The organism is Ensifer sp. GW821-FHT05G01 (genome assembly GCF_059419585.1).
Genome location: NZ_JBWKSC010000016.1, coordinates 134,975 through 159,585 on the forward strand (window position 1 = coordinate 134,975; position 24,611 = coordinate 159,585).

A 24,611-nucleotide genomic window follows, 5' to 3' on the forward strand; every position below is an offset into this window, starting at 1 on the left:
TCCGGGGAGGCTCAAACATGCCAGTAGAAATTCTCATGCCCGCCCTTTCCCCGACGATGGAGGAAGGCACGCTCTCGAAATGGCTGAAGAACGAAGGAGATAAGGTCTCCTCCGGCGACGTCATTGCCGAGATCGAGACTGACAAGGCCACCATGGAAGTGGAAGCCGTCGACGAAGGCACGATCGGCAAGCTGTTGATTGCTGCCGGCACCGAAGGCGTCAAGGTCAACACGCCGATCGCGGTCCTGCTGCAGGACGGCGAAGGCGCTGGCGAAATTGCCGCACCGAAGGCGGAAGCGCCGAAGGCCGCTGCCGCAAGCGAAGCACCTGCCGCCGCCGCATCTGCGCCGGCACCGGTTGCCGCCCAGCCGAAGGTCGAAGTTGCTGCCGACCCGGCGATCCCGGCCGGCACCGAAATGGTGACGATGACCGTGCGCGAAGCTCTGCGCGACGCCATGGCCGAAGAAATGCGCTTGAGCGACGACGTCTTCATCATGGGTGAGGAAGTTGCCGAGTACCAGGGCGCCTACAAGATCACGCAGGGGCTGCTGCAGGAATTCGGCGCCCGTCGCGTCATCGATACGCCGATCACCGAGCACGGCTTCGCCGGCGTCGGTGTCGGTGCTGCCATGACTGGCCTGCGTCCGATCGTCGAGTTCATGACCTTCAACTTCGCCATGCAGGCGATCGACCAGATCATCAACTCCGCTGCCAAGACGCTTTACATGTCCGGTGGCCAGATGGGCGCGCCGATTGTGTTCCGAGGCCCGAGCGGTGCTGCGGCCCGTGTCGCAGCCCAGCACTCGCAGTGCTATGCCGCCTGGTACAGCCACATCCCGGGCCTCAAGGTCGTCATGCCCTACACGGCAGCCGACGCCAAGGGCCTGCTGAAGGCGGCGATCCGCGATCCGAACCCGGTCATCTTCCTCGAAAACGAAATCCTCTACGGTCAGACCTTCGAAGTGCCGAAGCTTGACGATTTCGTCCTGCCGATCGGCAAGGCGCGAATCCACAAGGTCGGCAAGGATGCCACCATCGTTTCCTTCGGCATCGGCATGACCTATGCGGTCAAGGCAGTTGCCGAGCTTGAAGCGCTGGGCATCGACGTCGAGCTGATCGACCTTCGCACCATTCGTCCGATGGATCTGCCGACGGTGATCGAATCGGTCAAGAAGACCGGCCGTCTGGTCACCGTCGAAGAAGGCTACCCGCAGTCTTCCGTCGGCACCGAGATCGCGACCCGTGTCATGCAGCAGGCCTTCGACTATCTCGATGCCCCGATCCTGACGATCGCCGGCAAGGATGTGCCGATGCCTTACGCCGCGAACCTCGAGAAGCTCGCGCTTCCGAACGTCGCAGAAGTCGTCGATGCGGTGAAAGCCGTTTGCTACAAATAAGGGGAGGGCCCTTCGATGCCTATCAACATCACAATGCCTGCCCTCTCCCCGACGATGGAAGAAGGCAATCTGGCCAAGTGGCTGGTCAAGGAAGGCGATAAGGTCAAGTCCGGCGACGTGATCGCCGAGATCGAGACCGACAAGGCGACGATGGAAGTCGAGGCTGTCGACGAAGGCACCGTTGCCAAGCTCGTCGTTCCCGCCGGCACCGAAGGCGTGAAGGTCAATGCACTGATCGCAGTTCTGGCCGCCGACGGCGAAGATGTCGCCGCGGCCGCCAAGGGCGGCAATGGTGCAGCATCTGCCCCGGCCGAAAAGAAGGAAGAGGCAGTGGCAGCACCTGCAGCCGCCAGTGCTCCGGCACCTGCCGCAGCTCAAGCCGTGGCGGCAGCACCGCAGGCGGCAAAGGCCGACACCGGCGCCCGCGTCTTCTCCTCGCCGCTCGCCCGTCGCCTCGCCAAGGACGCCGGCATCGATCTCTCGGCAATCGCAGGCACCGGCCCGCATGGCCGCGTCATCAAGAAGGACGTCGAAACGGCTGTTGCCGGTGGCGGTGCCAAGCCGGTAGCTGCGCCAGCAGCTGGTGCAGCAGCTCCTGCTGCAGCGCCGCTTGCCAAGGGCATGTCGGAAGACGCCGTCCTCAAGCTGTTCGAGCCCGGTTCCTACGAGCTCGTGCCGCATGACGGCATGCGCAAGACGATCGCCAAGCGCCTCGTCGAATCCAAGCAGACGATCCCGCACTTCTACGTTTCGGTCGATTGCGAACTCGACGCGCTTCTGGCGCTCCGCGCCCAGCTCAACGCTGCATCCCCTGAAAAGGACGGCAAGCCGGTCTACAAGCTCTCGGTCAACGATATGGTGATCAAGGCTCTGGCCCTGGCCCTGCGCGACGTTCCGGATGCCAACGTGTCCTGGACCGACAGCAACATGGTCAAGCACAAGCACGCCGATGTCGGCGTTGCCGTGTCCATTCCGGGCGGCCTGATCACGCCGATCGTCCGCCAGGCAGAGCTGAAGAGCCTGTCGGCCATCTCCAACGAGATGAAAGACCTCGGCAAGCGCGCCAAGGACCGCAAGCTGAAGCCCGAGGAATATCAGGGCGGCACCACTGCGGTCTCCAACATGGGCATGATGGGCGTCAAGAACTTCGCCGCCGTCGTCAACCCGCCACACGCCACGATCCTCGCGGTCGGTGCCGGCGAGGAGCGCGTCGTCGTCAAGAACAAGCAGATGGTCATCGCCAATGTCATGACCGTCACGCTGTCGACCGACCATCGCTGCGTCGATGGCGCGCTCGGCGCCGAGCTGCTCGGAGCCTTCAAGCGCTACATCGAAAACCCGATGGGCATGCTGGTCTGAGGTGGATAAGGACCGGCCTTCGGGCCGGTCCGTTCCTTTTCGCGCAGTCGAAGGCGGGCTCGGACGATGAAAACAGTTCTCTGCTACGGTGATAGTCTGACCTGGGGCTACGATGCCACGGATGGCGGCCGCCATGCGCTTGCCGATCGCTGGCCGAGCGTCTTGCAGACAGCCCTGGGCTCGGACGTCCAGATCATTGCCGAAGGGCTGAACGGCCGTACGACCGCCTATGACGATCACCTCGCCGATTGCGATCGCAATGGCGCCAAGGTGCTGCCGACCATTCTCCACAGCCATGCGCCGCTTGATCTGATCATCTTTCTGCTCGGCGCCAACGACATGAAGCCGATCATTCACGGAACAGCCTTCGGCGCCGTGAAGGGCATCGAGCGCCTCGTCAATCTGGTGCGCCGGCACGACTGGCCGGTGGAGAGCGAGGGCGGACCGGATATTCTGATTGTCTCGCCGCCGCAGCTTTGCGAAACGGCCAATGCCGCCTTCGGTGCGATGTTCGCCGGCGGCATCGAGCAGTCGGGCATGCTGGCGCCGCTCTACCGTGATCTGGCCGATGAACTCGATTGCGGCTTCTTCGATGCGGGATCGGTTGCGAGGACGACACCGCTCGACGGCGTGCATCTCGATTCTGAAAACACCCGCGCGATCGGCCGTGGCCTCGAGCCGGTCGTCCGGATGATGCTCGGGGTTTGAGATGACGGGTGACGTCACGATCAGACCGGCGGAACGAAAAGAGGCGGCGGAACTCGCGGTTCTCGTTGACATCGCCTCGCATGGCTTTGCCGCCTGGCTCTGGTCCGGCGCCGTTCTCAATGGGGCGGCCGATACGGCGTTCGAGCGCGGGCGCAACAAGCTGCGCGAGGATGTTGGGCCGGGACACTGGCGCGACGCTGTTGTTGCCGATGTCGAGGATGAGATCGCGGGCGTATCGATCGGCTACGGCATCGACGTATCCGCAGTCGAAACCGAAGCAAGGCATGCGGTGATCGAACCTTTGCTGGCATTGCAGCGGCAGGTGGTTGGTCACTGGTTCATCGATAGCCTCGGTGTATACCGCCATCGGCGCGGCCGCGGCATCGGACGCAGATTGCTTGCACATGAAATTGCACGCGCCGGCTCGGCGCCGGTGAGCCTGATCACCGAAAGCCACAATGACGCGGCGCAGGCGCTCTACAGGAAAAACGGCTTTAAGGAGGCGGCTCGCGCTGAGGCCGTACCGCTCTTCGAAGGCAGCAGAAAACACGACTGGGTGCTCTTCACCCGCAAGGTCGCTTGAGACAAAGGCAGGAAACACATGGCTGAGAATTACGACGTCATCGTCATCGGTTCGGGTCCGGGCGGCTATATCGCCGCCATTCGTGCGGCACAGTTGGGTCTCAAGACCGCGGTCGTCGAGCGCGAGCACCTGGCCGGCATCTGCTCCAACTGGGGCTGTATTCCGACCAAGGCGCTGCTGCGTTCGGCCGAAGTGCTGCACTACGCCCAGCATCCAGGCAGCTACGGCATCAAGATCGAGGGTGCGGTGACACCTGATCTGAAGGCGATCGTTGCCCGCTCGCGCGGCATTGCCGAGCGCATGAACGGCGGCGTCGGCTTCCTGATGAAGAAGAACAAGGTCGATGTCATCTGGGGCGAAGCCAAGCTGACGAAGCCCGGCGAAATCGTCGTCGGCAAGTCGACGAAGCCGGCCGTCCAGCCGCAGGCGCCGTTGCCGAAGAACACCAAGGGCGAGGGCACCTACACCGCCAAGCACATCATCATCGCCACCGGTGCGCGTCCGCGCGCGCTGCCGGGCATCGAGCCGGACGGCAAGCTCATCTGGACCTATTTCGAGGCGATGAAGCCTGAGGAAATGCCGAAGTCGCTGCTGGTCATGGGCTCGGGCGCGATCGGCATCGAATTTGCCTCGTTCTACCGCACCATGGGCGTCGACGTGACCGTTGTCGAAGTCATGCCGAACGTCATGCCGGTCGAAGATGCCGAGATCTCGAGCATTGCCAAGAAGCGGTTCGAGAAGCAGGGCATGAAGATCCACCTCGAAGCCAAGGTGACGAAGGTCGAGAAGGGTGCCAATTCGATCACCGCCCATGTCGAGATGAAGGACGGCAAGGTCGAAAAGATCACCGCGGACCGGATGATTTCTGCCGTTGGCGTTCAGGGCAATATCGAGAATCTCGGTCTCGAAGCGCTGGGGATCAAGACCGACCGCGGCTGCATCGTCATCGACGGCTACGGCAAGACCAACGTTCCCGGCGTCTATGCAATCGGCGACGTTGCCGGCCCGCCGATGCTCGCGCACAAGGCTGAGCATGAGGCGGTCATCTGCGTCGAGAAGATCGCCGGGCTGCCGAACGTCCATCCGATGGACAAGCTGAAGATCCCGGGCTGCACCTATTGCCACCCGCAGGTTGCCTCCGTCGGCATCACCGAAGCCAAGGCGAAGGCCGAAGGCCGCGACATCCGCGTCGGGCGCTTCCCCTTCGTTGCCAACGGCAAGGCGATTGCGCTGGGAGAAGACCAGGGCATGGTCAAGACGATCTTCGACAAGAAGACCGGCGAGCTTCTGGGCGCCCACATGGTCGGCGCCGAGGTGACCGAACTGATCCAGGGCTTCGTCGTTGCCATGAACCTGGAAACGACGGAGGAAGACCTGATGCACACGATCTTCCCGCATCCGACGATCTCGGAGACGATGAAGGAAAGCGTGCTCGATGCTTACGGACGTGCACTGAACGCCTAATCCAAAAGGCTGAGGCCGGAACTTTTTGGCGCCATCCGGCATTGAGGACTTGTCCTCAATGAACGGAGATCACCATGAGCTTGAACGGCGTCGGCATTCTGGCTGCGATCATCATCGGCGGGTTGGCCGGATGGCTCGCGGAGCGTTTCATGAACAGCGATATGGGGCTGTTCATGAACATTGCGCTCGGCATCATCGGTGCGGTGGTGCTGAATTTCATTCTGGCGGCCTTCGGCATGGCCTTTGCCGGGTGGCTTGCCTATCTGGTCACCGGCTTTATCGGCGCCTGCCTGCTGATTGCCGTCGGCCGCGCTGTCAAGCGATAGCCTGCGACGCTTTGAGCGCTTGCGGTCGGGCCATCGCGCAAAAGGTGGCCTGACATTTCCCGTCGAGCCATCTATATAGATCGAAAAAGGGTCTGTCGGCACGAAGCCGCAGCCGCCGCGACGAGGAAGACAGTATGGTAACGGTGTTCGATGCCGTCTCTGAACGGGCGCAACGCGTCCGCCACCCGGAAAAGGCCCACAAGCCCGATACCGAAATGCTGCGCAAGCCGGAGTGGATCCGCGTCAAGGCGCCGACCTCGAAGGGCTACCAGGAAACGCGCGAACTGGTGCGCTCGCACAAGCTGGTCACCGTCTGTGAAGAGGCCGGCTGCCCGAACATCGGTGAGTGCTGGGACAAGAAGCACGCCACCTTCATGATCATGGGCGAGATCTGTACTCGCGCCTGCGCCTTCTGCAATGTCTCGACAGGCAAGCCGAATGCGCTCGACATGGCGGAACCGGAGAATGTCGCCAAGGCCGTCAAGCAGATGGGCCTTTCCCACGTTGTCATCACCTCCGTCGATCGCGATGACCTGCCGGACGGTGGCGCCGAGCATTTCGAGAAGGTGATCTGGGCGATCCGCGCCGCTTCGCCGCAGACCACGATCGAAATCCTGACGCCTGACTTCCTGAAGAAGCCCGGTGCGCTGGAGCGCGTGGTCGCTGCCAAGCCCGACGTCTTCAACCACAACATGGAAACCGTGCCGGGCAACTATCTGACTGTCCGTCCGGGCGCTCGCTACTTCCACTCAATCCGCCTGCTTCAGCGCGTCAAGGAACTCGATCCGACGATGTTCACCAAGTCGGGCATCATGGTCGGTCTCGGCGAAGAGCGAAACGAAGTGCTGCAGTTGATGGACGATCTGCGCACCGCCGACGTCGATTTCATAACCATCGGCCAGTATCTGCAGCCGACCCGCAAGCATCACAAGGTCGAGAAGTTCGTGACGCCGGAGGAGTTCAAGTCCTACGAGACGGTTGCCTACACCAAGGGCTTCCTCATGGTCGCCTCCAGCCCGCTGACCCGCTCATCGCACCACGCCGGCGACGATTTCGCCCGCCTGCGCGCGGCTCGCGAAAAGAAGCTGGCGGCTGCGGCCGAGTAAGGCCGAGGTATTTCGAGACAACAAAAACTCCGGCCCAGCGCCGGAGTTTCGCTGTTTACCGTTGTTCCCGTATTTGCCGGGAGTTCCCATGGACCAGCCGTCAAAACCGGCAGGGGTGAACTATGTCGATGATGCCGTGGGTGCCGATTGTATCCGCAACGCTCGACGCATCCTCGTCGTCGGATGCTCCGGTGGCGGCAAGTCGACGCTTTCGCAGAAGCTCGCTCGACATTTCGACCTGAGCTACATCTCGATCGATCGCGACATCCTGTGGCTGCCCGGCTGGCAGCAACGTGATCGGGCCGAGCAACGTCAGCGCATCGTCGAGAGGATCGCCGCCGAGCGCTGGGTCATGGATGGCACAGGTCCTTCTACTTTCGATCTGCGCGTGCCGCGGAGCGATGTCGTGATCTGGGTGCGCATGCCGAGGCTTCGGTGCATCTGGGGCGTTCTCAGCCGCTGGTTGAGGTACTTTGGGCGCACCCGTCCAGAGATGGCGCCGGGATGCATCGAGAAGGTCGACTGGGAATTCATCGAGTTCATCTGGACCTTCGAGCAGAAATTCTCGCCGCGGATTGTCGCAGGCCTGGCAGAGCATGGCCCTGACGTGCCGGTTCTGCAGTTGAAATCGCGTCGCCAGGTGCAGGGGCTCCTTGATCTTCTCGGTCTGCCCGCTTAACTCCCCTTTATGCCACACTTCGAAACGAACCATGTCGTCAAGCACACGGCCGACCAGATGTTTGATCTCGTTGCCGATGTCGAACGCTACCCGGAATTTCTGCCGCTCTGCGAGGCTCTGACCGTGCGCTCGCGTAAGGAGAGGGATGGCAAGGTTTTGCTGCTGGCTGATATGACCGTCGGCTACAAGGCGATCCGCGAGACATTCACGACGCAGGTGCTGCTCAACAAGGCCGAGCGGGTGATCGAGGTGAAATACATTGATGGCCCGTTCAAGTATCTCGATAATCGCTGGCGCTTCGAGCCGGCGGGCGAGGGGCAGTCGTCGGTGCATTTCTACATCGACTACGAGTTCAAGAGCCGCATCCTTGGAGCTCTGATGGGCTCGATGTTCGACCGCGCCTTCCGCATGTTCTCCGACGCGTTCGAGAAGCGCGCCGACAAGATCTACGCCGTCTAAGCGACCTCGGCCAGCATCTCCAGCGCCGTTCGGACGGTTGCGAGCCGCACGGCGTCGCGGCCGATATCGCCGTAGCGCATCTCGCGGTGGAGAGCGGTGCCCGTGCGCCCGGTTGCCGACAAGTGCACCAGTCCAACAGGCTTTTCTGCCGATCCGCCACCCGGGCCCGCAATGCCGGTGACGGCGACGGCAAAATCAGCCTCGGAGCGTGAGACAGCGCCGCGCGCCATTTCGACGGCCGTCTGCCTTGAAACGGCGCCATGGGCCGCGAGCGTCGCCGGATCGACGCCGAGCATCTGGATCTTGGCGTCGTTGGAATAGGTCACGAAACCACGGTCGACGACTGCCGACGATCCGGCGATTTCCGTCAACGCGCCGGCGATCAATCCGCCGGTGCAGGATTCGGCCGTTGCCACCTTGAGGCCGCGGGCGGTGAAATCGGCAATGATCTTGCCGGCCATCGCTTGAATGTCATTCGGCCACATCGTGGGTGCCCCCTGAGGTGTAAACGACAGTTGCGGTCGCGATTGCGGCGATACCCTCGTCGCGACCGACAAAGCCGAGCCGCTCGTTCGTCGTCGCCTTGACCGAGCACCGGTCGAGGTCGATGCTGAGCATGGCGGCAAGGTTCTCCCGCATGGCCTGTCGATGCGGTCCGACCTTCGGCGCTTCGGCAATCAGCGAAATATCGGCATTGGTGATGGTGCCGCCGCGCTGGCGCACGATATTGGCCGCATGCTCGAGGAAGATGCGTGAAGGCGCACCCTTCCACTGCGGGTCGGATGGCGGAAAGTGGTCGCCGATGTCGCCGGCGCCGCAGGTGGCCAAGAGCGCATCGGTCAGCGCATGCAACGCCACGTCGGCATCGGAATGGCCGGAGAGCTTCTTGGTGTGCGGGATGAGAACGCCGCAAAGCGTGACGCCATCACCTTCGACCAGCTGGTGAACGTCGTAGCCATTGCCGGTGCGGACATCCGGGATGAGATGTCGCTTGAGTTTTTCGTCGGCCATGGCGATGTCCCTTTTCAGTGTGAGCTTGATGTTGTCGACCGTGCCCTCGACGAGTTTGACCGGTATACCCGCCCATTCGGCGATCGAGGCGTCGTCGGTAAAATCCGTCCGTCCGCTGCTGGCTGCGGCCCTGTGGGCGTCGAGGATGGTCGTGAGGTCGAAGGTTTGCGGCGTCTGTGCCGCATGAAGGTGATTGCGCGAAACGGTTTCGGTCACCATGCCGGCGGCATCGGCGCGCTTCAGCGTATCCGACACGGCTATTGCCGGCAGCACGGCGCGCGCTCCCTTCGCCACCGCTTCCGCGCAGCGCGAGAGCAGGGCATGATCGGCAAACGGGCGCACGGCATCGTGAATCATGACGTAGCGTGAGCCGGTTGCTGCCACGGCTTCCAGGCCTGCCAGCACCGATTGCTGTCGGGTTGCGCCGCCGTGAACGACGATCAGGGCGCGTGTCGGCGATCGCCTGCGCGCCGCTGCCAACAGATCTTCATCGTCAGGATGGATCACAACGACGATCGGTCCAGTCCCCGGCCATGTCGCGAAAGTGTCAAGCGTATGGGCGATAACCGGCTTGTCGCCGATGGTGCGGTACTGTTTTGGCCCCTCGGTCGACTGTCCCGCGCGTTCGCCGCGCCCTGCTGCAACGATCACAATGCCGCAGGAAAGCTGTTCTTCAGGCTGCATCTTCTGTATGTGGTCCCGGATTTCGCCAATCTTCGCCGTGATGTACCGCGAAGGTCCGCGCTTTGCCAGCCGAACAGGGAAATTTGCCCGACGCTTCGAAATCGCTTGGCAAGCCAGAGAACAATGTCTAAAAATAGTGCAAGAACAACATGTGCCTGAAAGATATGCATTTGCCAGCTCCGGCTTTGTCATCACCGCTTCGGATCGGGAATATCGAAATCCGCAACCGGGTGGCGCTCGCCCCGATGTCAGGTGTCACGGACCTGCCGTTCCGCACTTTGGCCTGGCGCTTCGGTGCGGGGTTCGTCGTGACGGAAATGGTAGCGAGCCGCGAACTGGTCGGTAACGCCTCGGAATCCTGGGCGAGGCTGAAGAACTCCGGCATCAAGCCGCATATCGTCCAGCTGGCCGGACGCGAGGCGCATTGGATGGCCGAGGCGGCCAAGATTGCCGCCGCCAACGGCGCCGATATCATCGATATCAATATGGGTTGCCCGGCAAAGAAAGTGACGGGCGGCTATTCCGGCTCGGCGCTGATGCGCGATCCCGATCACGCTCTGTCTTTGGTCGAGGCGACCGTCAACGCGGTCGATGTGCCGGTCACTTTGAAGATGCGGCTCGGCTGGGACGAGAACTCGATCAACGCGCCGCTGATTGCCAGGAGGGCGCAGGAGGCCGGTGTCCAGGCGATCACCGTGCATGGCCGCACCCGCATGCAGTTCTACACCGGCAAGGCCGATTGGGACGCGATCCGCGCCGTGCGCGACGTCGTGACTGTGCCGCTGGTCGCCAACGGCGACGTCGATACCGTCGCGGATGCGCAGGAGATCCTCCGGCGGTCCGGCGCCGACGCCGTCATGGCAGGACGGTCCTCGCAGGGCCGACCCTGGCATGTCGGCGTTCTCGCCGGTGCTGCAGGCCATCCAGATCAGGCGGAGATCGCCGACATTTTCGTGGAGCACTATGAAATGATGCTCGAATTCTACGGTGCCGAAACGGGCTTGAGGCATGCACGCAAGCATGTCGGCTGGTACTTGGACCGTTTCGCATCCGATCTTGCCGGGACGGAGAAGGGAGCGATCCTGACGTCGACCGATCCCAAATCCGTCGCTGCGCGTGCCTCGGAGGCCATTCGCAGTTCGCATGCGCCCCTCACTAGCGAAGGGATCGCTGCATGACGGACAAGCCTAACACGCCGGAAGCCATGGCTGCTGCCAACGGGCTGTCGATGGCCGTTCTGAATGCCATTCAGAACCCGGTAATTCTCGTCGATCAGAATGGCCTGGTCGCCTTTGCCAATTGGGAAGCCGAATCCTTCTTCGGCGCCAGCGCCAATCACCTCGCCCGCCACGATATCAGCGCCTTCATCCCGTTCGGCAGTCCGCTTTTGACGCTGATCGAGCAGGTGCGCGAGCGCAAGGCGCCGGTCAACGAGTATCGTGTCGATCTGAGTTCGCCGCGGCTGGGTGCCGACAAGCTGGTCGATCTCTATGTGGCGCCGGTGATTTCGGAGCCCGGCTCCGTCGTGGTCGTGTTCCAGGAGCGGTCGATGGCCGACAAGATCGATCGCCAGTTGACGCATCGCGCGGCGGCGCGCTCGGTCACTGGCCTTGCCTCGATGCTGGCGCATGAGATCAAGAACCCGCTTTCCGGCATTCGGGGTGCGGCGCAATTGCTGGAGACCTCCGTCAACGACGAGGATCGGGCGTTGACCCGGCTGATCTGTGACGAGACCGACCGGATCGTATCGCTGGTCGATCGCATGGAAGTGTTTTCCGACGAGAGGCCGGTCGATCGCGTGCCGCTCAACATTCACTCGGTGCTCGATCACGTGAAGGCGATCGCACGGGCCGGTTTTGCGCGCCGGATCAAGGTGACGGAAAACTACGACCCGTCCCTTCCGTCCGTCTTTGCCAACCGCGACCAGCTCGTGCAGGTGTTTCTCAATCTCATCAAGAATGCGGCGGAAGCGATCGGCGATCGGCCGGAAGGCGAGATCATGCTGACGACCGCCTACAGGCCCGGCATTCGCCTTTCGGTCGCCGGCACACGCGAGAAGATCTCGCTGCCGCTGGAGTTCTGCGTCCACGACAACGGCCCGGGCGTTCCCTCCGACCTGCTGCCGCACCTGTTCGATCCGTTCATCACCACCAAGACCAACGGTTCGGGCCTTGGGCTGGCGCTCGTCGCCAAGATCATCGGCGGGCATGGCGGCATCGTCGAATGCGACAGCCAGCAGAACCGCACGACTTTCCGCGTCCTGATGCCGGCCTCAAAGGGGCAGGCGGCGGATGAAGACGACATGCCTATGACAAAAGGAAACATTGCATGACGGGCGCCACGATCCTCGTCGCGGATGACGACGCAGCCATTCGCACCGTGCTCAATCAGGCGCTGAGCCGCGCCGGCTACGATGTCCGGATTACATCGAACGCAGCGACGCTCTGGCGTTGGATTTCCGCGGGCGACGGTGACCTTGTTGTCACCGACGTGGTCATGCCCGACGAGAATGCCTTCGATCTTCTTCCGCGCATCAAGAAGGCGCGACCGGACCTGCCGGTCCTTGTTATGAGTGCGCAGAACACCTTCATGACGGCGATCAAGGCTTCCGAGAAAGGCGCTTACGACTACCTGCCGAAGCCCTTCGATCTGACCGAGCTGATTGGCATCATCGGCCGGGCGCTGGCCGAGCCGAAGCGACGCCCGGCGAAGATCGACGACGATTCGCAGGATGGCATGCCGCTGGTCGGTCGCTCCGCAGCGATGCAGGAAATCTACCGCGTTCTCGCCCGCCTGATGCAGACCGATCTCACGCTGATGATCACCGGCGAATCCGGCACCGGCAAGGAGCTGGTGGCGCGGGCGCTGCATGACTACGGCAAGCGCCGCAACGGCCCTTTCGTTGCCATCAACATGGCGGCGATCCCGCGCGACCTGATCGAATCGGAACTGTTCGGTCACGAAAAGGGGGCCTTCACCGGCGCGCAGACACGTTCGACGGGTCGTTTTGAGCAGGCCGAAGGTGGAACGCTCTTCCTCGACGAGATCGGCGACATGCCGATGGACGCACAGACGCGGTTGCTGCGCGTGCTGCAGCAGGGCGAGTATACGACGGTGGGCGGACGCACGCCGATCCGCTCCGATGTGCGCATCGTCGCTGCAACCAACAAGGATCTGAAACAGTCGATCAACCAGGGCCTCTTCCGCGAGGACCTGTATTACCGGCTGAATGTGGTGCCGCTGCGCCTGCCGCCGCTGCGCGATCGTGCGGAAGACATTCCGGATCTCGTACGCCATTTTGTCCAGCAGGCCGAAAAAGAGGGTCTGGACGTCAAGCGTTTCGATCAGGAGGCGCTGGAACTGATGAAGGCGCATCCGTGGCCGGGCAACGTGCGCGAGCTCGAAAACCTCGTGCGACGACTGACCGCCCTTTACCCGCAGGATGTCATCACGCGGGAGATTATCGAAAATGAACTGCGGTCGGAAATCCCCGACAGCCCCATCGAAAAGACGCAGGCGCGCAACGGCTCTCTTTCGATCTCGCAGGCGGTCGAGGAGAACATGCGGCAATACTTTGCCAGCTTCGGGGACGCGCTTCCCCCAAGCGGTCTTTACGAGCGGGTGCTCGCCGAGATGGAGTATCCTCTCATCCTTGCCGCTTTGACGGCAACGCGAGGAAATCAGATCAAGGCCGCCGATTTGCTCGGCCTCAACCGCAACACGCTGCGCAAGAAGATCCGCGAACTCGGCGTCTCTGTGTATCGCAGCTCACGGACGGCTTGACTTGGCCGCAACCACCGTTGCATTTTCGCCACAATGCGTTGCTTGAACGTGTTATGACCGCCGAATCGAGCGGTGTTGCGCTGCTTTGCCTAGCCTTGGGGGCTGTGGCTGATGCGCAACAGCTCCGGTTGACGGTCCGGTCAATACCTTGACCCGGGATGTGCGTGAGAATTGCTGGTGTCGATAGGCGCCGGTCGGGGGAACGTTTTTTACATGGTGGATGCAATGGCCTTGCCGCTGGGCACAGATGACGGATTGGCGGCACACGACCGTCGCGCGTCCTTTGCCTTACCGGGCCTCATGCTGGCGATCGGCGCACTCGTCTGCGCCACTCTGTCTCTGCTCGTTCTGCTTGGGCTGACGCCGATTCGGCTGGAACGCAACATTTTCATCGCCTGTGCCGCGATCAATGGACTATTTGTCGTCGGCCTGATCTATCTCATCGTTCGCGAAATTCTCAGGCTGCTGCGGGCGCGTCGCAAGGGGCGGGCCGCCGCGCGGCTTCATGTCCGCATCGTCGCGCTGTTTTCGATCGTCGCCATCACGCCCGCCATTCTGGTCGCGATCTTCGCCAGCATAACGCTCGATGTCGGACTTGACCGCTGGTTTTCGCTGCGCACGCAGGCGATCGTCCGGTCGTCGATCAGCGTCGCCCAGGCCTATGTGCTGGAGAATGCCAGCTATCTCCAGGGTCAGACCGTTTCGATGGCCAATGATCTTGAGCGCAACCGGCAACTCTACAGCCTCGACCGCACCGGCTTTACTGAACTGGTGACGCGCCAGGCCAGAGGGCGCGGCATGCTCGGCGCCTTCCTCGTGCGGGCAGACGGAAGCGCCATTCTGCAGGCCAACATCTCGACGGAAAAGCCCCTGCCGGCCATCCCGCCGGATGCGCTCAAAAGCTCGGTTTCCGGACAGCCGACATTGATACCGCCCGGGATTACCAATCTGGTGGGTGCGGTGATCCCGCTTGACGATATTCCCGGCACCTATCTCTACACCGTTCGCAACGTCGATCCGGAAGTGATGCGTTCGCTGCGGCTGATGGAAGAAAACACGGCGGAGTATAAGACGCTCGAAGCCGGGCGCGCCTTTACGCAGATTGCCTTCGGCGTGCTCTATATCGGCTTTGCCCTGATCGTGCTTCTGGCGGCCATCTGGACGGCGATCGCGGTCGCGGACCGCATCGTTCGACCGATCCGGCAGCTGATCGGCGCCGCCGACAGCGTTGCTGCTGGTAATCTTGACGTCGTCGTGCCGGTGCGTGCCGTCGATGGCGACGTCGGCAATCTTTCGCGTACGTTCAACAAGATGGTTTCGGAAATCCGCACCCAACAGGAGCAGATCCTCGAGGCCAAGGATGAGGTCGACCATCGACGGCGCTTCATCGAGGCAGTTCTTTCGGGCGTCACGGCAGCAGTCATCGGCGTCGGCCGCGACCGGCAGATCACCATCGCCAATTCCTCTTCGGAGGAGTTTCTGAAGAAGACCGCGCCGGATCTGCTCGGTGCGGATCTGCGCGTGGTTGCGCCTGAGATCGAAGAAGTGCTGGTCGAAGCGGAAAGCCGCTACCGCAACAATTTCCGCAAGCAGATCAACATTATGCGCGGAGGAACCGAGCGCACGCTGAACATCCAGGTGACGCGCGAAGAAGGCGGCGAGGCAAACGAGTCCTACGTCATCACCATCGACGACATCACGGATCTTGTCATTGCGCAGCGCTCCACCGCCTGGGCCGATGTGGCGCGCCGTATCGCACACGAAATCAAGAACCCGCTGACGCCGATCCAGCTCTCGGCAGAGCGCCTGAAACGTCGCTATGGCAAGCAGATCGATCAGGAAGACAAGGCCGTCTTCGATCAGTGCACCGATACGATCGTAAGGCAGGTCGAAGATATCGGTCGCATGGTCGATGAGTTCTCCGCCTTTGCCCGCATGCCGAAGCCGACGAAGGAGAAGGTGGATCTGCGCGCAATTTTGAAGGACGCCGTGTTTCTGCGCGAGATGGGCAACAACCACATCCGCTTCATCCGCGAGTTCGGCGACGAGCCGCTCCAAGGCATGTTCGATGGCCGCATGCTCGGACAGGCCTTTGGCAATATCGTCAAGAATGCCGTGGAGTCGATCGAGGCGGTGTCGACTGACGCTGTTCGTGGCGAGCCGACAGTGCTCGTGCGTGCGCAGCAGGATGGAGCCGCCGGCCGGCTAGTCGTCGATGTCATAGACAACGGCAAGGGCCTGCCGACCGAGAACCGGCATAGAATATTGGAACCGTATATGACGATGCGCGAGAAGGGCACGGGCCTCGGGCTCGCGATCGTCAAGAAGATCATTGAGGACCATGGCGGACAATTGGAATTGCACGACGCACCGGCCGATTTCGATGGCGGCGTTGGAGCAATGATCCGCGTGATCCTGCCGCCTGCCGGAGAAGCCGCGGGCGAAGACACTTTGAAGGGTAAGGGTACGAGCGATGGCCGCTGACATTCTGGTTGTAGACGATGAGGAAGACATCCGCGAGATCGTCTCCGGCATCCTGTCCGACGAGGGGCACGAGACCCGAACGGCTTTTGATAGCGACAGTGCGCTGGCGGCGATCAGCGACCGCGTGCCGCGGCTCGTCTTTCTCGACATCTGGATGCAGGGCAGCCGCCTCGACGGCCTCGCCCTGCTCGACGAGATCAAGGCGCGCCATCCCGATTTGCCGGTGGTGATGATTTCGGGGCACGGCAATATCGAAACGGCGGTCAACGCCATCAAGCGCGGCGCCTATGATTTCATCGAGAAGCCGTTTAAGGCTGACCGCCTGATCTTGATTGCCGAGCGCGCGCTCGAGAACTCCAAGCTGAAGCGCGAAGTCTCGGAGTTGAAGAAGAAGTCGGGCGATCCGGTCGAACTGATCGGAACCTCCGTTGCCGTCTCGCAGCTCCGCCAGACCGTCGAAAAGGTCGCGCCGACCAACAGCCGCATCATGATCCAGGGGCCGTCCGGCTCCGGCAAGGAGCTGGTGGCGCGCATGATCCACCGCAAGTCGACCCGCTCGACCGGTCCGTTCGTGGCCCTGAACGCCGCGGCGATCACGCCCGACCGCATGGAGATCGCGCTTTTCGGAACCGAGGGAACGCCGGGGCAACCGCGCCGTACCGGTGCTCTCGAAGAGGCACATAGCGGCATCCTCTATCTTGACGAAGTCGGCGAAATGCCGCGCGAAACGCAGAACAAGATCCTGCGGGTTCTCGTCGATCAGCAATTCGAGCGGGTCGGCGGCACGAAGCGCGTCAAGGTCGACGTCCGCATTATCTCCTCGACGGCCTACAACCTCGAAAACATGATCTCCGAAGGCCTCTTCCGCGAGGATCTCTTCCACCGGCTCGCGGTCATCCCGGTGCGGGTGCCGGCTCTGGCCGAGCGCCGCGAGGATATTCCGTTTCTTGTCGACATGTTCATGCGCCAGGTCAGCGAGCAGGCAGGTATCCGCCCGCGCAAGATCGGCGACGATGCGCTTGCGGTGTTGCAGGCCCACGATTGGCCCGGCAACATTCGCCAGCTCCGCAACAATATCGAACGGCTGATGATCCTGGCTCGCAGTGACGGCCCGGATACGCCGATCTCGGCCGACATGCTGCCGACCGAAGTTGGCGATACCTTGCCGAAGATCTCCGCGCAGGGCGACCAGCACATCATGACGCTGCCGCTGCGCGAGGCTCGCGAAATGTTCGAGCGGGATTATCTGATCGCTCAGATCAACCGATTCGGCGGCAACATTTCCCGCACGGCCGAATTCGTTGGCATGGAGCGGTCGGCGCTTCACCGCAAGCTGAAGTCGCTGGGCGTTTGAGCGATAGATTTCTTCTGGCTGACGGCCGCCTGTACCTTGGTGAAAGAACGACATGAAGGTGATCATTTGTGGTGCGGGACAGGTCGGCTACGGCATCGCCGAACGGTTGGCCCAGGAAGACAATGACGTCTCGGTGATCGACACATCGGCGGCGCTCATTGCCAACATTACCGAAAGCCTCGATGTGCGTGGCTATGTCGGCCACGGCGCCCACCCGGATGTGCTGGCGAAAGCCGGTGCCGATCAGGCCGACATGTTGATCGCGGTCACGCTGTTCGACGAGGTCAACATCGTCGCCTGTGAGGTGGCGCATGCGATCTTCAATGTGCCGACCAAGGTCGCCCGTATCCGCGCTCAGAACTATCTGGCGCCGGAATACGCCAACCTTTTCTCCCGCGAGAACGTGCCGATCGATGTGACCATTTCGCCGGAAGTCGAAGTCGGGCGCTTGGTGCTGCGGCGCATCTCGTTCCCGGGCGCGACGGATGTCGTACGCTTTGCCGACGACCGGATCGCGATGGTCGCGATCGAGTGCATGGAAGACTGCCCGGTGGTCGACACGCCGCTGCAGCAGTTGAGCGAACTGTTTCCCGATCTGCAGGCAACGGTCACCGGCATCTTCCGCAACGGCAAGCTGATCGTGCCGCATTCGTCGGATCAGTTGCAGACCGGCGACCTTGCCTATGTCGTCTGCGACCGCGACCATGCGCGCCGCACGCTGGCTCTGTTCGGCCACGAAGAGCAGGAAGCGCGCCGCATCGTCATTCTCGGCGGCGGCAATATCGGCTATTTCGTCGCCAAGGCGATCGAGGAAAACCAGCCGAGGACCCGCGTCAAGCTGATCGAGAACGATCGAGACCGTGCGGTGATGATGGCCGACAAGCTCAGCAACACTGTCGTTCTCAACGGTTCGGCGATGGATCAGCGCATCCTGATGCAGGCCGACGTGCAGGATGCAGACCTGGTGGTGGCGCTGACCAACAACGACCAGATCAATATCCTCGGCAGCATGATGGCAAAACGGCTCGGCGCCAAATCGACGCTGGTTTTGATCAACGAACCGTCCTACCAGGATTTCGCGGGAACGGCCGGTGTCGATGCCTATATCAACCCGCGTGCGGTGACGATCTCGCGCGTGCTTCAGCACGTGCGCAAGGGTCGTATCCGCTCGGTCTATGCCGTCCAGAAGGGCACGGCTGAAGTGATCGAAGCCGAAGCGCTGGAAACCTCGCCACTGGTCGGAAAAGCACTGCGGGAGCTGGATCTGCCCGATGGCATTCGCATCGGCGCGCTCTACCGGGACAAGACATTCATCCGCCCGCACGGCGACACCAAGATCAAGGCTAGGGATCGCGTCGTGCTCTTTGCCGCCGCCGAGGCCGTCCGCCACGTCGAACAGCTCTTCCGCGTCAGCATCCAGTTCTTCTGAGGTCAAACAAACGCCATGCCGAGAATTGCCTATGTCAACGGCGCCTACGTGCCGCACGCCGATGCTGCCATCCATATCGAAGATCGTGGCTACCAGTTCGCGGACGGGGTCTACGAGGTCTGCGAGATCCGTCATGGCTTCATCGTCGATCTGACCCGCCATCTCGACCGCCTTGGTCGATCGCTGAGTGAACTTCGCATCGACTGGCCGATGAGCCGTGCGGCGCTGACCCATGTCATTCGTGAAGTCGTGCGCCGCAACCGGGTGCGAAACGGCCTGTTCTACATGCAGGTCACGCGCGGTGTCGCTCGCCGCGATCATGTCTTCCCGGCAAAAGACACCGCGCCGACGATCGTGGTGACGGCAAAGCGTACCGATACGGCGGCAATCGCCCGGAAGGGCGCCGAAGGCATCTCGGCGATAACGGTTCCGGAGAACCGCTGGGATCGGGTCGACATCAAGTCCGTCGGTCTTCTGCCGAACGTGCTGGCCCGCCAGAAGGCCAAGGAGGAGGGCGCCCAGGAGGCGATCTTCGTCGATCCTGATGGCACGGTGAAAGAAGGTGCTGCGACCAATGTCTGGATCGTCGATCGCGACGGCGTCCTGCGTACGCGCCCGGCCGATCACGGCATTCTCAGGGGTATTACCCGCACGACGCTGATGGACGTGGCCAGGCCCCTTGGCATCAAGATCGAGGAACGGGCCTTCTCAGTGGACGAGATGCTCGCAGCGCGCGAGGTCTTCATCACGGCCGCAACGAGCATCTGTTTTCCGGTCGTTTCCATCGACGGCAAACCGATCGGCAACGGTCATCCAGGAAGCATAGCACAGAATATTCGTGAAGCCTTTTTCGACGTTGCGGAAAAGACATTGATTTGATACCAAACTGACAGAGGCGTCGGGGGAAGGGTACTTGTGACGCCTCTGATTGAAAAAATAGACAAAATGCACCGGCGCGCGACGCCGGCAAATAAGAAAGAATCGGCGCGATGGCGGAACGTTCTCAGAACTTGCAGGATCTTTTCCTTAATACGGTCCGCAAACAAAAGATTTCTCTGACAATTTTTCTTATCAACGGCGTCAAATTGACGGGCGTTGTCACGTCATTTGACAATTTCTGTGTGTTGTTGCGCCGCGATGGTCATTCGCAGCTCGTCTACAAGCACGCGATCTCGACCATCATGCCGGGCCAGCCGCTGCAGATGTTCGAGAACGAAGAAGCCGCATCCTGACGGGACGTAAGGCACATTACCAAACGGGATTCAAAGTCGTCGTCGATCATTCCGGAGCTTGAAACGCTCCGCGACGACATGCGCGCAGTCGTCATCGTGCCGGTTCTGAAAAAGACCGGCCGGCAGACGGCTGAAACTCTTTCTGCGACCAGCACCCGCACCGACGAAAGTCGGCTCGAGGAAGCAGCCGGCCTTGCACGGGCGATCGACCTTAACGTCGTTCATGGGGCCATCGTATCGGTGGCACAGCCAAAGCCAGGCACGCTTCTCGGCACCGGCAAGATCGAGGAGATCGGTCACATCCTCGTTGAACAGGATGCTGGCCTGGTCATCGTCGACCACCCGCTGACCCCGGTGCAGCAGCGCAATCTGGAAAAGGAATGGAACGCCAAGGTCATCGACCGGACGGGCCTCATCCTTGAGATCTTCGGACGCCGCGCCTCCACCAAGGAAGGCACGTTGCAGGTTGATCTCGCACATCTCAACTATCAGAAGGGCCGGCTCGTCAGGAGCTGGACCCACCTCGAGCGTCAGCGCGGCGGTGGCGGCTTCATGGGCGGCCCGGGCGAAACCCAGATCGAAGCGGACCGGCGCTTGCTGCAGGACCGTATCGTCAAGCTTGAGCGCGAACTGGAACAGGTTCGCCGCACACGGCAATTGCACCGCTCCAAGCGCAAGAAGGTGCCGCATCCGATTGTGGCACTCGTCGGCTACACCAATGCCGGCAAGTCGACGCTTTTTAACCGAATGACCGGAGCCGGCGTGCTGGCTGAGGACATGCTGTTTGCAACGCTCGATCCGACGTTGCGACGGCTGAAGCTGCCGCAAGGCCGCATGGTGATCATGTCCGACACGGTCGGCTTCATCTCGGATCTGCCGACGCATCTTGTCGCGGCCTTCCGTGCGACGCTCGAAGAGGTGCTTGAAGCCGATTTGATCCTGCATGTCCGCGATCTCTCCGATCCCGACAATCAGGCGCAGGCAAGCGACGTTCTGCGCATCCTTGCCGATCTCGGGATTGACGAGAAGGAGGCTGCGGCCCGGCTTGTCGAGGTCTGGAACAAGATCGACCGGCTTGAGCCGGAAGCGCGTGAGGCCTTGACGAACAAAGCCGCAAGCTCTGAGAACACCGTGGCCGTCTCGGCGATTACCGGTGAGGGCGTTGATGGGCTGCTGGCCGAGATCGGCCGTAGGCTTTCCGGTGTCCTGACAGAATGCACCGTCGTTCTCGGTGTCGATCAGTTGCAGCTTCTGCCCTGGGTCTACGAACATGCCATCGTCGACGGTCGCGAAGATCAGGAGGACGGCAGCGTCAGTCTCGATCTGCGTCTGACGGAAAACGAGGCTGTGGATCTGGAGCGGCGTCTCGGCAACGGGCCGAAGCCCGCCGCGGAAGACTGGTAAGACATTGCAACTGAGGCGCGGATCGTCGCCTCAGGTCAGTTGCCGTTCGATGGCCTTGGCCGCCTGCCACAGCTCTTCCATCCGTTCCAGCGTGGCTTCCTCGAGCGTTTCTCCGTGCGCTTCAAGCTCGTGCTCGATATGGGCAAAGCGTCGGCGGAACTTGGTATTGGTGCCGCGCAGCGCCATTTCCGGATCGGTGCCGACATGGCGGCCGATGTTCACGACCGCAAAGATCAGATCGCCGAGTTCATCGGCCACCTTCGCACGGTCCCTCTCCTTCAACGCCTGACGCAACTCTCCGATCTCTTCCTCGATCTTGTCGAGGATCGGCTCCGGCTCCGACCAGTCAAAGCCGACCTTGGCGGCGCGTTCCTGCAGTTTCAGCGCTTCCACGAGGGCAGGGAAGCTGCGCTGGATCGAACCCAGATGACTGGCAGCACCATCGTGCGGCAAACCCCGGTTGGCGCGCCGCGCCTGACGTTCGGCCTTTTCGGCCTGCTTGATCTCGTCCCACTGGGCCTTGACTGCTTCCGGAGTGTCCGCGTCCGAACGGGCAAAGACGTGCGGGTGGCGGCGGATCATCTTGGCCGTGACGGCCTCGACGACATCGCCGAAGGCGAACTCGCCGGCCTCTTCGGCCATGCGGGCATGAAACACCACCTGCAACAGCAGGTCTCCCAGCTCGTCGCAAAGGTCATGCATGTCGCCGCGCTCGATCGCGTCGGCAACTTCGTAGGCTTCTTCGATGGTATAGGGCTTGATCGTCTCGAACGTCTGGACGACGTCCCACGGGCAGCCGGTTTCCGGCTGCCGCAGTGCTTCCATGATATCGAGAAGGCCCTTGATGTCGCGTGATGGTTTCATAAGATCAATTCAACGGAATGGCGTTGTCGCTTTTGCCCGACTGGTAACTGTCGGACAGGCGCTGATAACGGTCACGGATGCGAGCATCCTGGGCTGCAAGCTTCTCCTGCGTTGCCTGGTCGGCGTCCCTGGCGAGCGCTGCGATCGACGATGACGTCCAGAACGCATTGTTCTGTGCGTAGCCGCCTGGCTCAAGACGAAACACCTCCTTGAGGATCTTCAGGTCGTGCGGGATGGAAAAGCTGTCGCGCGAATCTTCGTGGCTGAAGAAGTAGTAGAAATTGTCAAAGCCCGCCCAGGTGATTGCCGACAGACACATCGAGCAGGGCTCGTGCGTCGAAAGGAAGATCAAGTCGTGTGTATCAGGTTTTTCCGCCAGCTCGTAGAAACGCTTGAGTGCGTGTACTTCGCCGTGCCAGAGCGGATTTTCCGTCTCGTTGTTCGTCTCGGCGAGAACGAGAGAAAGATCGGACTTGCGCAGGATCGCCGCGCCAAACACCTTGTTGCCGGCGGCCACACCCTTTTCCGTCAGGGGCAGGATATCCTGTTCGATCACATCGAGCAGCCGTTCGGCCAGTTCGGATTGCGTCATGTCTTCAGTCTCCGGCAAATGCGTTGCGGCATTTAACGGAGGTTGCCCCTTGGGCGCAATGGCTGCCGACAGCAGGTATTGCGCAACAGTCCCGGAGATATTTGCTCAAAATGCCGCGTGGTCGAGCAAAACAATACGGGACCTCAAAGCCATTGAAATTTCTGTTTCTTCAATTGCTGTGGGCTATGCGGGATATTGAGCGGAGCCTGTAGAAGGAACAGATTGCAAGACCATGCCGCAGCAACTCTCCGTCTTCCCCGCATTCTTTCGCGTCGCGCAAAAGCGCGTGGCGGTTTTCGGCAATGGCGACGAGGCCTTTGCCAAGGTGCGTCTGCTGCTCAACACCGAGGCCGCGATCGTCGTTTATGCCGATGCACCGGAGGCCGACTTCGCTGCATTTCTGAGCGAGCGCGCGATTGAAACCGTACGCGCCGCCTTCGCTCCGAAACAACTTGAAGGCGCGATCCTGGCGTTTGCCGCGACTGGCGATGCAGCGCAAGATCGCGAAATCGTCGTTGCCGCGCGCGAACAGAGAATTCCGGCCAACGCCGTCGACCAGCCCGATTACTGCGATTTCTTTACGCCGGCGCTCGTCAATCGCGCCCCGGTCGCCGTTGCGATCGGTACCGAAGGCGCGGGCCCGGTGCTTGCGCAGATGATCCGCGCCCAGATCGATCAGATGCTGTCACCGTCGCTCGGGCTCGTGGCAACGCTCGCCGCCAGCTACCGCGAAGCTGTCGATCGGCTCGTGCCGCGCGGTGTCGCGCGTCGCCTCTTCTGGCGTCGGTTCTTTCAGGGGCCGGTGGCAGACAAGGTTGCGCTTGGCGATGTTGCCGCCGCGCGCCGCGAAGCTTCGCGCCTGCTCGACACGGCACAGGCAGCCTCCGGTCACGTCTGGCTCGTCGGCGCTGGCCCGGGCGCCGAGGATCTGCTGACGCTGAGGGCGCAGCGGGTGATGATGGAAGCCGATGCGATCGTCTACGACGCGCTGGTGCCACAGGCGATCGTCGACATGGGGCGCCGCGATGCCGAGCGCCTCTCTGTCGGCAAGCGCAAGGGGTGCCACACGAAATCACAGGACGAGATCAACCAGCTGCTGGTGAAGCTTGCAAGTGAAGGCAAGCGCGTCGTTCGCCTGAAATCTGGCGATCCGCTTGTCTACGGTCGCGCTGGCGAAGAAATGGCCGCGCTGCGCGAGGCTGATATCACCTATGAGATCGTACCGGGGATCACCTCTGCCTTTGCCGCCGCCGCTGATTTCGAGTTGCCGCTGACATTGCGCGGCGTTGCATCGTCGCTGGTCTTTACGACCGGCCATGACCTGACTGGCGAAGTGCTGCCGGACTGGGCGCGCCTGGCCGTGTCCGGCGCGACCATCGCGGTCTATATGGGGCGCACCGTCGCGGCCTCGGTTGCCGGCCGCCTGATGCAGGCGGGCTTGCCCGCGGAAACGACCGTGGCTGTGATCGAAAACGCCAGCCGCTCCGACCGCCGGCTGTTGCACGGCACGCTCAAGGACCTGCCGGATCTTGAGAGCCGCACCGAACTTTCCGGGCCGGTCATGGTCATCATCGGCGACGCCGTAGCCGGCGCGAATTTCGAGCGTTCCGAGCCGCTGGTGGCCGGCAAGCGCACGGCAAAGCATAAGAAGATCGAAGCTGCCGCTGAGCGCAGCGAACAGTTTGTGAATTAA

General features: G+C 61.9%; 23 protein-coding genes. 19 read left to right on the top strand and 4 right to left on the bottom strand.

The window, feature by feature from the left end:
• Nucleotides 1-17: 17 nt before the first annotated feature.
• The 9 genes from AC07UR_RS30640 to AC07UR_RS30680 all read left to right on the top strand — a co-directional run bounded on the left by AC07UR_RS30640 (nt 18) and on the right by AC07UR_RS30680 (nt 8,081).
• The gene (locus tag AC07UR_RS30640) at nt 18-1,397 is read left to right on the top strand and encodes a pyruvate dehydrogenase complex E1 component subunit beta (protein ID WP_209792882.1); all 1,380 of its coding nucleotides are present in this window, start codon (nt 18-20) and stop codon (nt 1,395-1,397) included.
• 15 nt (nt 1,398-1,412) lie between these two features.
• A complete protein-coding gene (locus AC07UR_RS30645) occupies nt 1,413-2,756 on the top strand; it encodes a pyruvate dehydrogenase complex dihydrolipoamide acetyltransferase (protein WP_173419808.1) in 1,344 nt (447 codons plus the stop codon).
• 66 nt (nt 2,757-2,822) lie between these two features.
• Nucleotides 2,823-3,464, top strand: coding sequence for an SGNH/GDSL hydrolase family protein (locus tag AC07UR_RS30650; RefSeq protein ID WP_173419809.1), 642 nt, complete (start codon nt 2,823-2,825; stop codon nt 3,462-3,464).
• Between the two features lies 1 nt (nt 3,465).
• Nucleotides 3,466-4,047 (top strand): GNAT family N-acetyltransferase, encoded by a 582-nt coding sequence (locus AC07UR_RS30655; RefSeq protein ID WP_209792883.1) that lies wholly within the window; start codon nt 3,466-3,468, stop codon nt 4,045-4,047.
• A gap of 18 nt (nt 4,048-4,065) precedes the next feature.
• Complete coding sequence (gene lpdA, locus AC07UR_RS30660; protein WP_209792884.1) at nt 4,066-5,511, top strand: dihydrolipoyl dehydrogenase; 1,446 nt, start codon at nt 4,066-4,068, stop codon at nt 5,509-5,511.
• Between the two features lie 74 nt (nt 5,512-5,585).
• The gene (locus AC07UR_RS30665; protein ID WP_173419812.1) at nt 5,586-5,837 is read left to right on the top strand and encodes a GlsB/YeaQ/YmgE family stress response membrane protein; all 252 of its coding nucleotides are present in this window, start codon (nt 5,586-5,588) and stop codon (nt 5,835-5,837) included.
• Between the two features lie 134 nt (nt 5,838-5,971).
• Nucleotides 5,972-6,943, top strand: coding sequence for a lipoyl synthase (gene lipA / locus AC07UR_RS30670; RefSeq protein WP_209792885.1), 972 nt, complete (start codon nt 5,972-5,974; stop codon nt 6,941-6,943).
• Nucleotides 6,944-7,031: 88 nt separating this feature from the next.
• On the top strand, nt 7,032-7,622 hold the full coding sequence (locus tag AC07UR_RS30675) for a P-loop NTPase family protein (protein ID WP_209792887.1): 591 nt from the start codon (nt 7,032-7,034) through the stop codon (nt 7,620-7,622).
• A gap of 9 nt (nt 7,623-7,631) precedes the next feature.
• Entirely contained in the window at nt 7,632-8,081 is a 450-nt protein-coding gene (locus AC07UR_RS30680) for a type II toxin-antitoxin system RatA family toxin (RefSeq protein WP_173419815.1), read from the top strand.
• Here the strand turns inward: AC07UR_RS30680 and AC07UR_RS30685 are convergent.
• Both AC07UR_RS30685 and AC07UR_RS30690 read right to left on the bottom strand, forming a co-directional pair.
• Nucleotides 8,078-8,566 (bottom strand): CinA family protein, encoded by a 489-nt coding sequence (locus tag AC07UR_RS30685; RefSeq protein ID WP_209792889.1) that lies wholly within the window; start codon nt 8,564-8,566, stop codon nt 8,078-8,080. The genes AC07UR_RS30680 and AC07UR_RS30685 overlap by 4 nt on opposite strands.
• Nucleotides 8,553-9,776, bottom strand: coding sequence for a bifunctional 2-C-methyl-D-erythritol 4-phosphate cytidylyltransferase/2-C-methyl-D-erythritol 2,4-cyclodiphosphate synthase (locus AC07UR_RS30690; protein ID WP_209792891.1), 1,224 nt, complete (start codon nt 9,774-9,776; stop codon nt 8,553-8,555). The genes AC07UR_RS30685 and AC07UR_RS30690 overlap by 14 nt, the downstream gene beginning before the upstream one ends.
• Nucleotides 9,777-9,925: 149 nt before the next feature.
• On the opposite strand from AC07UR_RS30690, the gene dusB reads away from it, so the two are divergent.
• From dusB to hflX, 9 genes are all read left to right on the top strand, one after another.
• Entirely contained in the window at nt 9,926-10,954 is a 1,029-nt protein-coding gene (gene dusB, locus AC07UR_RS30695) for a tRNA dihydrouridine synthase DusB (protein WP_209792893.1), read from the top strand.
• Entirely contained in the window at nt 10,951-12,108 is a 1,158-nt protein-coding gene (locus AC07UR_RS30700; protein ID WP_173419819.1) for a two-component system sensor histidine kinase NtrB, read from the top strand. The genes dusB and AC07UR_RS30700 overlap by 4 nt, the downstream gene beginning before the upstream one ends.
• Nucleotides 12,105-13,559, top strand: a complete 1,455-nt coding sequence (gene ntrC / locus AC07UR_RS30705) for a nitrogen regulation protein NR(I) (protein WP_077498331.1) — start codon at nt 12,105-12,107, stop codon at nt 13,557-13,559. The genes AC07UR_RS30700 and ntrC overlap by 4 nt, the downstream gene beginning before the upstream one ends.
• Before the next feature lie 213 nt (nt 13,560-13,772).
• Nucleotides 13,773-16,043 (top strand): sensor histidine kinase NtrY-like, encoded by a 2,271-nt coding sequence (locus tag AC07UR_RS30710; RefSeq protein ID WP_209792895.1) that lies wholly within the window; start codon nt 13,773-13,775, stop codon nt 16,041-16,043.
• Nucleotides 16,033-17,397 (top strand): two-component system response regulator NtrX, encoded by a 1,365-nt coding sequence (gene ntrX, locus AC07UR_RS30715; RefSeq protein ID WP_077498329.1) that lies wholly within the window; start codon nt 16,033-16,035, stop codon nt 17,395-17,397. Before AC07UR_RS30710 ends, ntrX begins: the two co-directional genes overlap by 11 nt.
• Before the next feature lie 52 nt (nt 17,398-17,449).
• Nucleotides 17,450-18,826 (top strand): Trk system potassium transporter TrkA, encoded by a 1,377-nt coding sequence (gene trkA, locus AC07UR_RS30720; protein WP_173419821.1) that lies wholly within the window; start codon nt 17,450-17,452, stop codon nt 18,824-18,826.
• 15 nt (nt 18,827-18,841) lie between these two features.
• The gene (locus AC07UR_RS30725; protein WP_209792897.1) at nt 18,842-19,705 is read left to right on the top strand and encodes a D-amino-acid transaminase; all 864 of its coding nucleotides are present in this window, start codon (nt 18,842-18,844) and stop codon (nt 19,703-19,705) included.
• A gap of 110 nt (nt 19,706-19,815) precedes the next feature.
• Nucleotides 19,816-20,058, top strand: a complete 243-nt coding sequence (gene hfq, locus AC07UR_RS30730) for an RNA chaperone Hfq (protein ID WP_003535434.1) — start codon at nt 19,816-19,818, stop codon at nt 20,056-20,058.
• Nucleotides 20,059-20,136: 78 nt separating this feature from the next.
• On the top strand, nt 20,137-21,462 hold the full coding sequence (gene hflX, locus AC07UR_RS30735; protein WP_209792899.1) for a GTPase HflX: 1,326 nt from the start codon (nt 20,137-20,139) through the stop codon (nt 21,460-21,462).
• A 30-nt stretch (nt 21,463-21,492) separates the two neighbouring features.
• On the opposite strand, the gene mazG is transcribed toward hflX, so the two are convergent.
• Nucleotides 21,493-22,326: a nucleoside triphosphate pyrophosphohydrolase gene (mazG, locus tag AC07UR_RS30740; protein ID WP_209792901.1), complete on the bottom strand. Its 834-nt coding sequence runs from the start codon at nt 22,324-22,326 to the stop codon at nt 21,493-21,495.
• A 4-nt stretch (nt 22,327-22,330) separates the two neighbouring features.
• Nucleotides 22,331-22,918, bottom strand: coding sequence for a nucleoside deaminase (locus AC07UR_RS30745; RefSeq protein WP_209792903.1), 588 nt, complete (start codon nt 22,916-22,918; stop codon nt 22,331-22,333).
• Nucleotides 22,919-23,150: 232 nt separating this feature from the next.
• Here AC07UR_RS30745 and cysG point away from each other — a divergent pair, with 232 nt between their 5' ends.
• Nucleotides 23,151-24,611, top strand: a complete 1,461-nt coding sequence (gene cysG / locus AC07UR_RS30750) for a siroheme synthase CysG (RefSeq protein WP_209792905.1) — start codon at nt 23,151-23,153, stop codon at nt 24,609-24,611.